Genomic DNA, 14,762 nt, shown 5'->3' with positions numbered 1-14,762 from the left:
GCACCACCGTGGCCCGCCACACCACGCCCGAGCAGCAGTCCGAACAGCAGCAGGAAGACGAGCAGACGCAGGCCCTCGCCAAGGCCGCGGCCGCCGTCACCCGCAAGACAATGTTCCGCTTCCGCCACGCCATCGCCCCACACGCCACCGCCTTCGGCGTGTGGGGCGCAGGCATGGCCCTGCACCTCGCAGACGTGCCCGCCTGGCAGGTCCTCGCCGGCGAGGCAGCCGCCTACGCCGCGGCGGCGACGGTCCGCGCGCTCATTCCCTCGACGCGTAAGGCTCTCTCGTTCCGCTGGTGGCAGGCCGGCGCGGGCGCTTGGCTGCCCGCAGCGGACGCGCTCGGCCCGTTCGGGGCGATGCAGAGCCTGTACTTCGCGGCCGCAGGTTTGTGGACGGTGCCGTACGTGTGGCGCAACCGCGACTACATCGTCCGGCCGGAGAAGAAGCGCCGCGCGCTGGAAGCGGCGCAGGCCAAGGAGCTGGAGGCGGCCGACCCGATCGTGATCCGCTGGGCTCAGAAGACGGCGGGCAAGAAGGGCGCGCTCGCCGACTCCAAGCTCACGAACCGCGAGGAGTTCGTGCGCGGCGGCGCCGAAGGGACGCGCTACCGGATCGTCCTGGACGGGTACACGACCGAGGACGCCATGCTGGCGCGCAAGCGGATCTGCTCCGACTTCGGGGTGGCCATCAACTTCGTGCACGTGGAGGAGCCGGACGACGGCGCGCAGAACGCCGCCACGGTGACGTTCCTCAAGAGGTTGGCCGTCGTCGAGCCGGAGCTGTGGACCGAGCCGCTTCTCGACCTGGAGACCGGGATCCTGCCGGTCGGCCCGTTTGAGGACGGCTGGGGAGACGCCGCGTTGCAGGTGTGGGAGCCCGGTAGCGGCCCGCTGCCGGTCGGGATCTTCGGCGCGATGCGGACGGGCAAGAGCTCCATCCTGAAGATCGCCGCAGCCGAGTTCGCCCGTACCGAAGGCCGGATCGTGCTGGACTACCTCGACCCGCAGGACGGGCAGAGCTGCCCGTCGCTGCTGCCGTACGTGCCGCACGCCCTCGGCATCGACGCCATCCGTCAGCGGCTGTACGCCTACCAGGCAGAGATGCAGCGGCGCCGCGCGCTGCTGTCACAGATCGAATGGACCGACGAAGACGGGATCACCCAGCGCGGAGTGCAGTCGTACGACCATCCGGGCGTGCACGGCATGCCGATGCTGGTCATCGCCATCGACGAATTCCACTTGATCGCGCGGCACGAGGACCTGGCCACGATCGTGCACGACATCCTCGCCGAGGGGTCGAAGTGCGGCATGACGGTGTGGACGCTCGACCAGAACGTGTACGTGGCCGGGATGGGCGGCGGCGACATCCTCGCTCTGGTCACGTCGGGCAACGTCGTGGTGCTGCGAGTCAGCGATCGCCGGATCGCGTCGGCCACGTTCGGGGAGCGGATGACCGCGTACCCGCACCTGATCAAGATTCATTTCCCGGGCACGCAGAACAAGACGAAGGGATGCGGCTACCTGCTGGGCGCCACCGACCGGCCAGTGATGATGCGCGCCCGCCACATCCCGAAGATGAGCGCGGTCATGCGCGGCATGCCCGCGATGACGGTGAAGCTGCCGAAGGTCGCTCTGCCGGACGACGCCGCGCCAGTCCGGAGCAAGGGCGGCAAAGGACGCCGCTCGCCCGCCATTGCATCAGCCGACGTCGTCGACCTCGACGCGCCCGCGCAGATGCCGAGCCTCACGCCGTCCGACGTCGCCGCGGCGCAGGAGAAGGTGCTGTCGCTGCTGGCCGACGCCAACGAGGGATTGACGGGGGCGGAGCTGACGGTGCGCTCGGGGCTGCCGCTGCCGGTGGCGTTCCGGGTGGCCGCGTCGCTGGTTGAGCAGGGGCAGGCGCGGATGGTCGATGGCCGCTATGTGGAGATGCGGAGGGCGTCATGAACGTATTACTGCGGGGCGCTTTGGTGGCGGTGTGGCTGGCCTGGTCGCAGCTCCTTGGCGTGCTCGCCGGCGTGTCCGACCCGGACTCGCTGATCGTCGTGCCCGCCGTGGTGCTGGTGGCGGCCTGCCTCGTGCCGCTGGTCGGCGTCGGCGCCAGATCGTATGCGGTCGCGCTGACGCTTACGGCTGCATGGCTGCTGGCTGTCGCTACATGGGGGTTGGTCAGCGCCAGCATCCTGCTCGTCACGGCGTGCGTGGCGCTGCCCGTGATCGCAGACTCCAGCGTCGCGACAAAACGACAAAAGGAACGTGTGACGTCGTGAGCTGGACAAACAGCATATGAGCGCTATGGTGTCCCTGTTGCAACAGTTGCGACTGAGTGCCACGAGATGCAACATCTCACGCCACGCAGCACCACGAATCGCAGCTCGCGCGCCCCCTCGTCCCCGACGGTTTCAGACCCCACCCATCACCGACGCACGACACGCGCTACACCCGCCACCGGGAGGAACCCTCTTGAAGATCCGCATCATCGGCCTGCCTGACGAAGTCACCCAGGCCGCTGACCTCATCGCCCGCACGTTCGACGCCATCGAGATCTCTGCTCCGCTGCCCTGCCGAGGCACCAGCCGCAACGTGCGCATCTACACCGAGGTGCGGCTTCCGCAGCCTGCCAAGTAGCGCGACGGCCCCGGGCAAGCCGGCAAGCACCACCCGGGGCCGCACCCCTACCGCCTTGAACGAATAGGAGTGGCTCCATCATGGCCGCATCCACGCGCCGTAACCAACCTGCCAAGACCCGTGACACCTTGGCAACGCCTGCGACCGAGGCAAATCACGCCGAAGACGTATGGCTCACCGTCCCCGAGATCATGAGAACGCTCAAGATCAAGCGGCGGACCTGGCAGCACTGGCGGACCCGAAACCGCACGCCCAAGATGCACCGGCTCCCCAATGGCGAGTTCCGCATCCACCAGAACGACTACCAGACGTGGCTCGCCGAGCTCGAGGTGAGCGCGTGAAGTCCTACCGGGTCAAGTTCTGGAAGACCCGGCGCACCCTCGCCAAGAAGCCGAAGTACCAGGTGCGCTGGGTCGTTGAAGACGAAGAACAGTGCAGCACGCACGGCACGTCGGAGCAGGCCGAGAACTTCCTGTCTGAACTGCGCCAGGCGGCCCGTAAGGGTGAGTGGTTCGACACCGTCACCGGCCTGCCCGAGTCCATGCTCAAGGCCAAGAAGTCGCGCACCTGGCTCGCGTTCGCCCGGGATTACGTGAATAAGCGCTGGCCCCACCAGGCTGCCACGTCCCGGGAAGGACTCGTTGAAACCATGGTCGCGGTGACGCTCGCTCTGACCGGCGACCAGAAAAGCCGCCTCGACGACAAACTGCTGCGCCAGGTGCTCCAACAGCACGTCTTCCTGCCCGAGGATCGCCAGTCCAAGCCTGACGAGCGGTCCGCCGCCGCGGCGCTGCGCTGGCTGGAGACTGCGTCGCTGCCGATGACGGAGCTGAACGAGGCCCGCCACGCTCGTGCAGCTCTGGAGGCATTATCCGTATGTCTGGACGGCACCGCAGCCGCGAACTCGACGTTCCGGCGCAAGCGGATGGTGTTCCACCATGCCCTGGAGTATGCCTTCGAACTTGGCGAGGTCAGCGCGAACCCGCTCGATCGCGTCAAGTGGAAGCCTGCGAAGACGAACAACGGGGTGGACCGTCGCGTGGTCGTCAACCCTCAGCAGGCGCGCACGCTCCTGGCCGCCGTGGCCCTGGTTGGGCGTACGCGCGGGCCGATGCTGGCGGCGATGTTCGCGTGCATGTACTTCGGCGGCCTGCGCCCAGCTGAGGCGCAAGGGCTACGTAAGACGGACTGCGTCCTGCCAGCCGAAGGGTGGGGGCAGGTGACACCAACGAAGACCCGACCGCAGAGCAACAGCCGATACACCAACTCCGGCCGTTTCTACGATGTCCGAGGTCTCAAGCACCGCGAGGAGAAGGAAGACCGCCCGGTGCCGATCCCACCAGAGCTGGTCGCCATCCTCCGAACGCACATCGACACCTTCGGCACCGCTACTGACGGCCGGCTGTTTTTTACCCGCGGCGGCGGCACATTCTCCGGTTCGGCCTACGCGAAGGTCTGGCAGGAGGCAAGGAAGCGAGCGCTCACCCCGGACCAGATTGATTCTCCGCTGGCGGGCCGCCCCTACGACCTGAGGCACGCCGCGGTGTCGCTGTGGCTCAACGCTGGCGTGCACGCGCCCGAGGTCGCCGAGCGGGCCGGGCACAGCGTGGACGTGCTTCTGAAGATCTATGCCAAGTGCATCGATGGCCAGCGCGAGGTCGCCAATCAACGTATCGAGAACGCATTGGACGGTTCATGACTCACAACCCGGCCTACGGACTATTCGCGGCATGACCAACGCCACCACGCTCGCCATTGCGCCCTCCGCCGCAGGTCGGATGGCCTTTTCTCGCCCAAGGCGACTTTCCACTTCTAATCCGACGGTCGCAGGTTCGAATCCTGCAGGGCGCGCAACCGAGACCAGGCAATCTGCGGGTTGACCTGGTCTTTTGCATGATCGGTGATCTTGGCCCATAGGCAGGGTGAGGCGGCCGAAAGCAGCCCTGTGCCACTGGTCGCGGAACATACGCGGAATGCTCGCAGCCCCGTTTTCCCAGGTGGGCACGGCGGTTTCGAGGCCCGGAACGGCGAAAGGACCCCGAGATGTCCCGGGGTCCTGCCAGCGGTTGTGGATCATGCAGCGAGCGCGCCCAAGATGCGGCAGTTGGCGACTTCTCGTTGGCCGTCGATGCACTTGGCGTAGACGCGGAGCATGACGTCCACGCCGTGTCCCGCTCGTTCGGCCGCTTCCGGGGCATGCACGCCTGCGTTGAGCCAGAGCGAGACGGCCGCGTGCCGAAGATCGTACGGCCTGCTCGCCAGGGGAGAGGCAGCCTGGTCGGGCGTGAAGGCGTACGTCCGAGCTTCCTGCCAGACCTTGGCGTAGGCCGATCCAGAGATCACTCCGCCCGTGCGAGTGCGAAAGAGCCGGCCGTCCTCGCCGACCCCGAACGCTGCGATGTGATCGCGAAGGATGGCCACCAGTTCAGGCGGGATGGGAACGGTGCGTGTCTGCTTCACATCCCGGTGCTTCAGACCGCGCTCATCATGGGCCTGCCCGGAGTCGGTGAACCGTTTGTTGCTCTGGGGCCTGGTCTTCTCCAGCGTCAGCAGGCCCCAGCCCTTCGCCGGGAGGTGGCAGTCCTTCTGCCGCAGTCCGGCCGCCTCAGCCGGGCGTAGGCCGCCGAAGTACATGCAGGCGAACATCGCGGTCAGCATCGGCCCGCGTGACCGTCCCACATAGGTCACTGCGGTGAGCAGTTCGCGGGCCTGCTTCGGATTGACCACGGAGCGCCGATCAATCTCGCCGCTCACCTTGACCTTGCGGAACTTGACCTTGTGGAGGGGATTTGCCGAAAGTTCCTCCAGCTCCACGGCGTATTCGAGTGCGTGGTGGAAGACGGCCCGCTTGCGGCGGTAGGTCGAGGTCGCCGCAGCCTTGCCGTCCAGAAGCAGCGCCAGAGCTTCCAAGGCCGTACGAGCGTGCTTGGTCTCCTCCAGAGCGCTCAGCGAGAGCGACGCCGCCTCAAGCCAGCGGACGGCCCGAGCGATCTCCGGTGTTGGAGTCGGCCTGCGGTCTTCAGGCAAGAACGAGTAATCGCGCAGCGCCCGCCGGATGATCTGGTCGCACGGACGACCGGGCGCATCGCCGACCAGGACGCGGGTGACGGTGGCGAGCGTGTCGGTCATCCCCTCGCGGGACTTGGCCGCTGCGTGAGGCCACCAGGCGTGCACGTAGGCGACGGCGAAGGAGTACCAGGTGCGGGACTCCTTGGCCTTGACCATCGACGTCGGTAGGCCGGTCTCCAGGTCGAATGCCTCGCCCTTCTTGGCCGCCTGACGGAGGTCGGACAGGAAACTCTCGGCCAGGCCCTTGGTCTTGAAGGTCGAGGACTTCTCGCGGTTGCCGACTGTCCAGCGGACAGTGTGGGAGACGATCCGGGATTTCTTGCTCTTGCCGTCTGACCTGGTGTTGGTGCGGATGTCCCAGAACTTGACCTTGTAGGAGGTGTTCATGCGGCGCTCCGGAGGGATTCGAGCCAGGCATTGAGGTCGCTGCGGTAGATGCGAAGTTCGCCGTTGGGCAGGCGGATGCCTTCCGGTGCCTTGCCGATCTCGCGCCAGCGGTAGAAGGTGCGGCGGGAGACGCCGCCGAGCTCGTCGAGGACCTGGGCGACGGTGAGAAGTTCGTCTCGCTTGCTCATGCCGCCCTCCCCGTGTGCTCAGTTGCCGAAAGATCTTGGCCGTCTGCTTGGGCTTGGAGTTGGGCCATGTGGGCGCGCCAGCGTTGCCGTTCGGCCACCGTGCGGAGGAGCCTGACGGCGAGAGGCGGCACGTTGGCGTCTCCGGCCGGGATGGGCTTCCAGACGTAGCGGTGTGGGTCGGCAGGCTGGTCGGTCTGGCCGAGAGCTTCCAGGACCCACGTGCGGCGATCCTGCTTGTGCTCGGCCAGGGTCTTGTTCGACCACTTGCGGGAGACCAGCACGCGGCGCCCGGCGTGGCCGAGGTGATCGGGCTTGTGTGCCTTGCCCCGGCATCGTCCGGGAACCAAGCCGGGCTTGGCGTCCTTGGGCTGGACGCCGTAACGCAGCCAGTTCGCGCATGTCGGCGAGCAGGGCTCGAACCGCAACGCTTCCAGCAGTCGCGCCGTGTGCTCGCGCTGTGCTGGGTCGTCCGCGTCGAGACCTTCGCCGAGGGACTTGGTCAGGTACTTCGACAGGTACCGCATGCACTGGTCCGCGTCGGGGGTGCCGCCCAGCACGCCTTGAACGTCCACCTGGACGCCGAAGCGCACTACATGCAGGGGTTCGGCCGCTGGGTCGGCGTCGAGTTGGTCGAGCGCTTCATCCCAGGTGGGCAGGACCTCTCCGGTGTCCGGGTTGAAGTAGCCGACGCCGTTCTCCCAGACCGGCAGGTGATCCGCCTCGAAGACCACTTGATCGGCCGATGGCCACCACACCTGGTGGTAGGTGGCTGCCGCGATCTGCTTGACGTCCGCCCGTGGCAGGGTGCCGCGGATGGCCATGTGCAGGTGCGGGGCGAGCCGCTTTTGGGGTTCGACGGTGGCGAAGTACTGGACGTCGTAGCCGGCCACGCGGCGCAGGTTCTGCACGAACCGGTCCGCCAGCTTGGAGAAGTGCAGGGCATCCCGAGCGGCCCGCGCGTAGTCGTAGGCGTCGGGATCGACGGGGACCCCGTCCTTGATCTTCCCGTAGGACGGCAGGGTGAGCGTGACGAACAGCGAGGGCCGGTAGACCTTGCCATCCGAACTGGTGAAGGTCCGCCCGAGCGTGGTGTTGACCATCTTGCGCTTGGGCAGGTCGGGGGCGTCTTGCCGCCGCCGAGTCGAGCGGTTGCGCTTCGGCGTAGCCCGGCCCAGCACGTTGCCGCGCATACCTGCCGTGTTGATCTCCGCGTCCAGTCCAGTGATGATCGCGTCCAGGTCGGTGGTGTCCTGGCCAAGTTGTTCGGCCTGGTCGCGTTGGGCTTGCATGTCGGCGCGGAACTCGATCAGCCAGCGTTGTTCGTCGTTCGGCTCGTGTGGGGTGATGATCGGTTCGTGGTCGAGGTGCCAGCCCTCACGGCATTGGGCCATGCGGAGTTGGCGGTTGCGCTTGGCGCACGGCGGACACTTGCTGTCCAGGGTGGCCCCGCAGGGCACATCGATGATCTCGGTTTGGCCGGTGTAGGTGTCGAGCCGCTTGAGGGGGATGGGCCGGATGCACACGCCGTGCTGCTTGGCGACCTCTTCCATGACGTCGCGGGCCAGCGGTTGGGCCATCCGCAGGGCACGAGGGGTGGACCGGTCTGTCATCGGCACTCCTCCTGCCTTGCCTGGCCGGCCTCGGGGAAGATCAGCGCCGACTGTCCGCATTCGCGGCACTCGACAAGCGCCCGAGACGGGTCGAGCCAGAGCGTGTTGAGGGTCTTGCAGGTCGAGCAGCGCAGTCCGTCCAGGACGTGGGCCAGGGTCATCGGGCCTCACCGTCCTTGGTGGCGAAGCTGGCGACCATGGCGCGGATGTCGGTGTCGGAGACGTAGGCCGCGCGGACCCGTACCGGGTCGGGCGAGGTTTCCAGCCGGACGTAGCCGACCCCTGCGCCCAGGGTTGGGTTCGAGGAGATCCGGTCGGCCAGGGCGCCGCGGTCGCGTGCGCCGTCGCCAAGGACCATGTCCACCTGTTCCGACTCGTCCAATCGGAGCGCGATCTTGTCGGGGAACAGGTTGCGAATGGTCATGACTTCCTTGCGGGGGTCCTGGAGGGCCGCCAGAATGCCAACGCCGACCGCACGGCCTTGAGTGGTCAGGGTGGCCAGCGCCGCCGAGACGCGCCGCCGGAGGTCCCTGTCGGCCTGGTACGCGGTCAGGAACGCGACCTCATCGACGATGACCAGGACGAACGGATCATCCACTGTGGGGATGTGGGAGCGCTGGACACCACCGAAGCGTGCGGCCCGCTCTTGCATGACCTTGACGGCCTGTTCGAGGAGGTTGGCGCACTCCTCTGGGGTGGCGGCGTAATGAGGGCCGAACAGGGCACGGCCGAACGAGAGCTCCATCAGCTTGGGGTCCAGCGCCCAGATCTCGATCAGGCCCGCCCGCAGCGCGGGAAGTAGCGCGCGGATGGTGGACCAGATGATGGAGCCTTTGCCCGCTCCGGTGGCGCCGGCTACCAGCACGTGTGTGCCGAGGATCTTCAGCAGCCAAGGGGAGCCGTCCTCTTGCCTGCCGATCTCGACCGGTCCCACGGTCGGCACGGCCGGGACGGGGAGCGCGGGTATCGGCGTGGCCAGCGGATCACGGCGAGGAAAGGTCAGCACCAGCCGACCGGCCTTGACGACGGAGACGCGGCAGGAGGGTGCGCCGAAGCCATGCGCAAGGTGGTCGGTGCGGTCGGCCCAGTCCTTGACGGCTTGGCCGTCGAGCATGCGCACGGTGACGGTGTCGGCCCAGGCGTTGCAGGTGACCTTGCCGAGGCGGGGCAGGTAGTCACGGCCGCGCAGGTGCTTGCCGAGCCCGGAGACGATCATGATCGGTTGCCAGTGTCGGCGGTAGATGAAGATGAGCCGCCACCAGGCCAGCAGCCGCCGGCCGACCCACCGGGTGAACGAGCCTCGATCGACGAGGGCCCAGGCGGCCAGGCCCGTTGGTATGGGAGCGACCAGGAGCAGCGCCGTTTGCCAGCTGTACAGCCAGCACAGCGCGGACGGCACCGCCAGGACCACTATGGCAATGGGGTGCCGCCAGACGGTACGGACCAGGCCCACGAGGAGCCGACCGGCCAGGATGACGATGGTGACGATGGCGGGAGTGGTGACGACGGCCGGGCGGAAGACGACAGCCGTGTCAGGGGTGGTGGAGACGAGGTTGCGCGCCTCGTCGCCGGGAAGCCTGCGGAACATAAGCTAGATGCCTCTCGTGATGTGGATCGTGGGAGAACCGAGGGGCCGCCGGAAGTTGCCGCTTCTGGCGGCCCCGCCTTGCTTGGTCAGGCCGCCGTGTCGGTGGCGGTCTTGGTGGCCGACTGGTTGATGTGCAGGCGCTCGCAGTCGGCCAGGTAGCGAGCGGCGGCGTTGAAGATCAGGCGGGCGGTGCTCAGGTCCGCGTCGGTGACGGGACCGGCACCGGTGGTCGAGATCGACACGTTCGCCTCGCGGGAGGAGATCTCCAGGTACGGGCGTGGGTTGTCGAGCATTCCGGCACGGATGTGCAGGTCCGCCGTGTGGAAGGAGACGTGAAGACGGGGAGCGGAGCCGGGCTGCATGGACAGCGTGAGGTAGGTGTAGGGGCCGAGGTCGCTCATGCTGCTCTCCTCTGGGGAACCGCGTCATGGTTGTCGTTCAGAGCGCGGAACGAGCGCTCGACCGATCGGGCGTAGCGGGTGGCCTCGTGGGCGAGCTGGCGGGCGAACGTCAGGTCGTCTGCGGTCACCGGACCGGTGGTGGTGACCAGGACGCAGGCGGCTCCGAAGTCGAGCGCCAGCACGGGCTCGCGGTGGCCGTAGGGGTGGAGCAAGGTCCGGGCGGTCCGGCCGGTGGTCAGCCGGATCACGCTGGTTCGAGGGGTACGGCGACGGGTCATCAGGCGGCGTCCTTTCCGGCCTTGTTCGGGGTGCTCTGGCGGGGAGCGTGCATCTCGTGGACCTTGATCGAGTAGGCGAGCCGTCCGGCGGCGTTGACGTACGGGGTGACGGACATGCCGTCGAACTCGACCGGCGTGAAGGGCAGCCCCGGCATCGGCTGCGGGGGCACCGGCTGGACCGGCGCGAGGATCTTGACCGCCACCGTCTTCTGGGCGGGCTTGAGAGTCGGGTCACCGTCCATGACCGCGACCTGCCAGACCAGCTCAGCGGTCTGCTTGTCGCGGGCCTGCACGAACCGGCCGTTGGACGAGGCGTCGAAGTCCTTGACGGGCTCGACCTCGCCGACGACGTAGCAGCCGTGCGGGAAGACCATGGCGAAGGTGACGGGGATGGGACCTTGCAGAGCCATGACGGCTCCTCTCTTGGATGTCTGACACTTGACCTATCAAGTGATTATCCGAGAGTACGATCGGCAAGCTTGATAGGTCAAGTGCCTAGGCGCCTGTGACGCCGATCTAACTAGCTGGATAGGTCGCGATGTCATGTTGTGTCGCGGCTGGTACCGAACGCTGCTGGCCTATCCAAGGCGTCAGAGGAACAATCTGGATCATGAAATCAGGTCGGCCACGCACGGATGCCGCCTGGCCATGGCTGCTGTTCCTCTTATGGATCTTGGGCACACCCATCCTGGGCATGCTGTGGTTCAGCTATGGCTTTGCCCTCATTGGAGGGGAGGCGAGAAACAGGCAGCTCTCGCAGATCTGCGGGAACGCCGTGCTGCTCGTCGGTTTCGGCACGCCCGTGCTGGGGCTCATCCTCGCCCTCGTGTCCAGGCGGCGCGCCGCCACCATCGTGTTCGGCCTGGCCCTGCTCGCGGTGGCCGCTCTTTGGGCGTGGCTGGGGCTGCGCAAGTAGCCGAAAGAGTTGGTCAGCTGATGGGGTAGGCGTCTTCCAGTTCGTGACGATCGGCCGGAAGGAGCACTTCAACTACGACCAAGGGCCGGCCGGAGGCATCACGGACAGCCCCGAAGACCGCCAGTAGTGGCACATTCTTGGGCATGCCGAGTTGCTTGGCCTCCTGAGCAGTGGGCATCCGGGCGGTGATCTGCTCCACAATGTGATCGAAACGGACGCCCTTGCGCGATTTCAGATGCTCACGGATGCCCTGCGGCAACGGCTCGCCACTTGTGAGGTCGGTACCCTCCGACAGTTCCAGAGGCAGCCACAGCGAGACCAGCTCGGTCGGCTCGCCATCACGGACTACGAGGCGTCGGCGCAGGAACGCCTTGCTTTTGGGCTGTGCATCCAGCAACGCCGCCACCCGATTGGGCAGAGCGACGGCGCCAGCCTCGACCAGCTCACCGGGGGCGTTTGTCTCCGGGTTGGTCAGGTACGCCTGCCCGGGGCGGTTGGGCTCCAAGGCTGCCATCGCGGGACGGCCGCGCACGAAACGCCCCTTGCCCTGCTGGGACTCAATCCAGCCTTGCTCACGTAGCACCCGCAGTGCGGCGACAACGGTGGGGCGCGAGACGCCAAACTCTTGGATGAGCTGGTGTTCGCTGGGGAGGAGGGAGCCGGGTGGGTAGGTTCCCGCCTCGATACGCCGTTGAAGTGCTTGCACAAGCTGCGCATACTTCGGCGGTACGGACTCTAGCGACATTCTGACCGTCCAACACCCGACAGGTTGTTTTACCAAGTTTGAGCGTATCCCGACTCGGACCGCCTGTCCACGACGGTTCAGGTAACGGAAGCCGTCCAGCACGCGCCCCGGCAGGCTGGACCAGCAGCAGAGGCCGGGGGTAGCCCCTGCGGGTGACCCTGCCGCGCAGCCTGCCGGGACGATGAGGCGCGACGAGGCAGGGGAAAGAACGCCCGACCCCCTCCGATCGGGCACCGTCACCGCCTCGCCGCGCCCGTCTCAGAGACCCTTGACGTACTCGGCCAGGGTCGAAGCGGCTCCCTGCGGGTCATCGGTCGGGTGCCGCTTGTTGGTGTTGTCCCAGGAGTAGAAGGCCCCGCCGTACCCGACGAACACCCACACTGGCAACGCGCCGTCAGGGCGAACCACCATCAGAGCACTGTTGTTGTCGCGCAACTCTGCATGCACGCCAATCTCCGCGAGCCGATCACGCAACGTGATGAGCTTCACCGCCTCGTCGTGATGGCTGATCGCCTCATTGATCCTTTCCATCGAGACGGCCATGATCGGATTCATCTCCCGTTCCCTTCGGCCTGGCCTCTTCCGAGGCAGTCGAGACACTCCTGCTCCCCAATCCGTTCGGGCTCCGTCCCGTCGTTGCCGATCAGGAGAGCGCGGCGCGAGCTCCGCAGCTTGTAACCGAGCCCTCGACACGCAGGGCAGAGCCTTGCCTCGCTGTTCTCGTCTGGCCGGGTCACCGTCGCCATCTCCTTGCGAGTCGTTCGGTACTCCCTGTGGCGGAAGTCCGCTTGACGTACCGTGGTTGATTGATGGCAAGTCCACCGGCAAAGCAGAATGAGGGGACCTGCTAAGAGGCCCCCCTCTTAACCCCCTTTTCGATCCACCATCGGAAAGCAGGCCAGGTATGCCCGAGGCAACACCCAATGTGCTACTTCGGAACTGGCGGCAGCAGGCGGGTTTGACCCGTGCCGAAATGGCGAAAATGGTCAACCTCACCAAGAGCGGGATCAAGTACAACCTCGCCTGCGATGAGGAGCGCATACGCCGCTGGGAGGCGGGCGAGGTCACATGGCCGCGCGAGCCGTACCGACTGGCCTTGACCGAGGTCACCCACCAGGACCCGGAAGACCTGGGCTTCGCGCCCACCAAGCGCACCCGTACACACGTGGATTCCCCCAAAGCGGTTGATACCCTTGCAAATGCACCACGCGCTGTGAATCTCGTCGAAAGAGGAGAGGACGAGAACGTGCGACGCCGCGAATTCGTCGGCCTCACAGGGGCCGCCCTGTTCAGCTCAGTAGTCGGACAGCCCAGCCCCACCCAGGACACCGGCCTCAATATCGAAAATCTCGCCGCCGCACTCGTCGATTACTCCACTCCCGCAGACGGCCCGATCGACCTCGACGCACTCGCCACCGCAGTAAGCACCGCCAAGCGCAACTACCAGGCGTGCCGATACGCCCAGGTCACCGCCAAACTGCCAGCCCTGCTCAGCAAACTCCGCGCCGCCAGCACCACGCTGCACGGCGACGATCAGCTCCGCGCCCACATGCTGTGCGCCGAGGCATACCACGTGACCGCCTCCATCCTGCTCAAGCAGGAGGACAAGGGCCTCGCCTGGCTCGCCGCAGACCGCAGCGTCCAAGCCGCGCACGCCAGCCAGAGCCCCCTCATGATCGGCTCAAGCTCCCGCATCATCACCCACGCCCTGATGGATGGCGGGCACCACCGCGCCGCCACCGACGCCGCCCGCAGCGCAGCCCAACACATGGACGCCGACCTCACCACCCCGTCCCCCGACGACCTGTCGATCTACGGGTCCCTGCTGCTCCGCGGAGCCGTCGCAGCCGCTAACACCGGCGACCGGCAAAACACTGTCGAGCTCCTCGATGAAGCAGCCGAAGCAGGCACACGACTCGGCCACGACGCCAACCACATGTGGACCGCATTCGGCCCCAACAACGTCCTGTGCCACCGAGCCAACGTCGCCCTCCGCCTGGGAGACGCCGGCACCGCCATCGGCTACGCCCGCCAGGTCGAGCTGGACAAGCTCCCGATCAACGAACGCAAGGCCACGCTCCTGCTCGACACCTCCCGCGCCTTCCTCATGTGGAACCAGCACGACAAGGCCCTGCACATCCTGCGCGCCGCAGGCGAGATGGCCCCCGAGGAAATCACCGGCCGCCCCGCGGCTCTCCGGCTGGTACGTGACATCCTGGCAACCGCCCCGATCAGCGTCCGCCGCGAAGCCCGCGAATACGCGGCCACCCTGGGAGTCAGCGCGTGACCCAACCCGGCAAGGTTCTCTACATCATCGTCTGCGCCGCAGGACCCGCCCCCAACGTCGGCCGCCTCGTCACCCTCGCCCAAGACCAAGGCTGGATCGTGCAGATCATCGCCACCCCGCCGGCCCTGGACTTCGTCGACATCCCCGCATTGGAGAAGCAGACCGGCCACCCCGTCCGCAGCCGGTACCGCAAGCCGGACGAGCCGAAGTCGCCTCGTGCTGACGCGATCATCGTTGCTCCGGCGACCTACAACACGATCAACAAATTCGCCCAGGGCATCGCCGACACCTACGCCCTAGGCGTTCTTTCTGAGGCGCCAGGGTTGGGCATCCCTGTTGTGGTCCTGCCCTTTGTCAACAGCGCCCTCGCATCTCGCACACCCTTCCGCCGCAGCATCGAAGACCTACGCACCGATGGTGTGCGCGTCCTGTTCGGCGCAGGCCAATTCGAGCCGCATCCGCCGAGTTCGGGAGCCGACCGCATCGATGCCTACCCCTGGCAATGTGCACTCACTGAACTTGCCGAATTGATCTCATAGGTATCAAGCGGCGGCGCGGCGCGCCGCCGTACCCCGGCCCTCCGCACGGCCTGGTTGAGCCCGGCGTTGAGGTCGCCGAACTGCTCGCGCATGCGCGTGGCCACCGGGTTGAGCTGCCGCATGT

At 66.8% G+C, this 14,762-nt stretch carries 18 protein-coding genes; 8 read left to right on the top strand and 10 right to left on the bottom strand.

Annotated elements, in window-relative coordinates; genetic code table 11:
• Window positions 1–8 precede the first annotated feature (8 nt).
• The 5 genes from AB0L65_RS20420 (at window position 9) to AB0L65_RS20400 (ending at window position 4,329) form a co-directional block, all read left to right on the top strand.
• Window positions 9–1,949, top strand: coding sequence for a helix-turn-helix domain-containing protein (locus AB0L65_RS20420; protein ID WP_364247522.1), 1,941 nt, complete (start codon window positions 9–11; stop codon window positions 1,947–1,949).
• On the top strand, window positions 1,946–2,272 hold the full coding sequence (locus tag AB0L65_RS20415) for a hypothetical protein (protein ID WP_364247519.1): 327 nt from the start codon (window positions 1,946–1,948) through the stop codon (window positions 2,270–2,272). Before AB0L65_RS20420 ends, AB0L65_RS20415 begins: the two co-directional genes overlap by 4 nt.
• 193 nt (window positions 2,273–2,465) lie before the next feature.
• On the top strand, window positions 2,466–2,630 hold the full coding sequence (locus tag AB0L65_RS20410; RefSeq protein ID WP_364247516.1) for a hypothetical protein: 165 nt from the start codon (window positions 2,466–2,468) through the stop codon (window positions 2,628–2,630).
• Window positions 2,631–2,710: 80 nt separating this feature from the next.
• Complete coding sequence (locus tag AB0L65_RS20405; protein ID WP_364247513.1) at window positions 2,711–2,971, top strand: hypothetical protein; 261 nt, start codon at window positions 2,711–2,713, stop codon at window positions 2,969–2,971.
• A complete protein-coding gene (locus AB0L65_RS20400) occupies window positions 2,968–4,329 on the top strand; it encodes a tyrosine-type recombinase/integrase (RefSeq protein ID WP_364247510.1) in 1,362 nt (453 codons plus the stop codon). The genes AB0L65_RS20405 and AB0L65_RS20400 overlap by 4 nt, the downstream gene beginning before the upstream one ends.
• A gap of 374 nt (window positions 4,330–4,703) precedes the next feature.
• Here AB0L65_RS20400 and AB0L65_RS20395 read toward each other — a convergent pair whose 3' ends face one another.
• The 8 genes from AB0L65_RS20395 to AB0L65_RS20360 form a co-directional block, all read right to left on the bottom strand.
• On the bottom strand, window positions 4,704–6,086 hold the full coding sequence (locus AB0L65_RS20395) for a tyrosine-type recombinase/integrase (RefSeq protein ID WP_364247507.1): 1,383 nt from the start codon (window positions 6,084–6,086) through the stop codon (window positions 4,704–4,706).
• Entirely contained in the window at window positions 6,083–6,274 is a 192-nt protein-coding gene (locus AB0L65_RS20390; RefSeq protein WP_349453440.1) for a helix-turn-helix domain-containing protein, read from the bottom strand. Before AB0L65_RS20390 ends, AB0L65_RS20395 begins: the two co-directional genes overlap by 4 nt.
• Complete coding sequence (locus AB0L65_RS20385) at window positions 6,271–7,884, bottom strand: replication initiator (RefSeq protein ID WP_364247504.1); 1,614 nt, start codon at window positions 7,882–7,884, stop codon at window positions 6,271–6,273. The genes AB0L65_RS20390 and AB0L65_RS20385 overlap by 4 nt, the downstream gene beginning before the upstream one ends.
• On the bottom strand, window positions 7,881–8,045 hold the full coding sequence (locus tag AB0L65_RS20380; protein ID WP_364247502.1) for a hypothetical protein: 165 nt from the start codon (window positions 8,043–8,045) through the stop codon (window positions 7,881–7,883). Before AB0L65_RS20380 ends, AB0L65_RS20385 begins: the two co-directional genes overlap by 4 nt.
• The gene (locus AB0L65_RS20375; RefSeq protein WP_364247500.1) at window positions 8,042–9,472 is read right to left on the bottom strand and encodes an FtsK/SpoIIIE domain-containing protein; all 1,431 of its coding nucleotides are present in this window, start codon (window positions 9,470–9,472) and stop codon (window positions 8,042–8,044) included. Before AB0L65_RS20375 ends, AB0L65_RS20380 begins: the two co-directional genes overlap by 4 nt.
• An 86-nt stretch (window positions 9,473–9,558) precedes the next feature.
• The gene (locus AB0L65_RS20370; protein ID WP_364247498.1) at window positions 9,559–9,873 is read right to left on the bottom strand and encodes a hypothetical protein; all 315 of its coding nucleotides are present in this window, start codon (window positions 9,871–9,873) and stop codon (window positions 9,559–9,561) included.
• Window positions 9,870–10,151: a hypothetical protein gene (locus tag AB0L65_RS20365; protein ID WP_364247495.1), complete on the bottom strand. Its 282-nt coding sequence runs from the start codon at window positions 10,149–10,151 to the stop codon at window positions 9,870–9,872. The genes AB0L65_RS20370 and AB0L65_RS20365 overlap by 4 nt, the downstream gene beginning before the upstream one ends.
• A complete protein-coding gene (locus AB0L65_RS20360) occupies window positions 10,151–10,561 on the bottom strand; it encodes a plasmid replication, integration and excision activator (RefSeq protein WP_364247493.1) in 411 nt (136 codons plus the stop codon). Before AB0L65_RS20360 ends, AB0L65_RS20365 begins: the two co-directional genes overlap by 1 nt.
• Before the next feature lie 263 nt (window positions 10,562–10,824).
• On the opposite strand from AB0L65_RS20360, the gene AB0L65_RS20355 reads away from it, so the two are divergent.
• On the top strand, window positions 10,825–11,067 hold the full coding sequence (locus tag AB0L65_RS20355) for a hypothetical protein (protein ID WP_364247490.1): 243 nt from the start codon (window positions 10,825–10,827) through the stop codon (window positions 11,065–11,067).
• Between the two features lie 13 nt (window positions 11,068–11,080).
• On the opposite strand, the gene AB0L65_RS20350 is transcribed toward AB0L65_RS20355, so the two are convergent.
• Both AB0L65_RS20350 and AB0L65_RS20345 read right to left on the bottom strand, forming a co-directional pair.
• Window positions 11,081–11,812 (bottom strand): GntR family transcriptional regulator, encoded by a 732-nt coding sequence (locus AB0L65_RS20350; RefSeq protein ID WP_364247487.1) that lies wholly within the window; start codon window positions 11,810–11,812, stop codon window positions 11,081–11,083.
• A gap of 258 nt (window positions 11,813–12,070) precedes the next feature.
• Window positions 12,071–12,367: a hypothetical protein gene (locus AB0L65_RS20345; protein WP_364247484.1), complete on the bottom strand. Its 297-nt coding sequence runs from the start codon at window positions 12,365–12,367 to the stop codon at window positions 12,071–12,073.
• Window positions 12,368–12,716: 349 nt separating this feature from the next.
• On the opposite strand from AB0L65_RS20345, the gene AB0L65_RS20340 reads away from it, so the two are divergent.
• Together AB0L65_RS20340 and AB0L65_RS20335 are read left to right on the top strand one after the other, a co-directional pair.
• Entirely contained in the window at window positions 12,717–14,099 is a 1,383-nt protein-coding gene (locus tag AB0L65_RS20340; RefSeq protein ID WP_364247481.1) for a helix-turn-helix transcriptional regulator, read from the top strand.
• Window positions 14,096–14,638 (top strand): flavoprotein, encoded by a 543-nt coding sequence (locus AB0L65_RS20335; RefSeq protein ID WP_364247478.1) that lies wholly within the window; start codon window positions 14,096–14,098, stop codon window positions 14,636–14,638. Before AB0L65_RS20340 ends, AB0L65_RS20335 begins: the two co-directional genes overlap by 4 nt.
• Window positions 14,639–14,762 lie beyond the last annotated feature (124 nt).

Origin of the sequence: Nonomuraea sp. NPDC052116 (assembly GCF_040680035.1) — a bacterium.
Taxonomy (GTDB): domain Bacteria; phylum Actinomycetota; class Actinomycetes; order Streptosporangiales; family Streptosporangiaceae; genus Nonomuraea; species Nonomuraea angiospora_A.
Note: the sequence above shows the minus strand (reverse complement) of the source record. Positions and strands in the feature narration are given on the sequence as shown.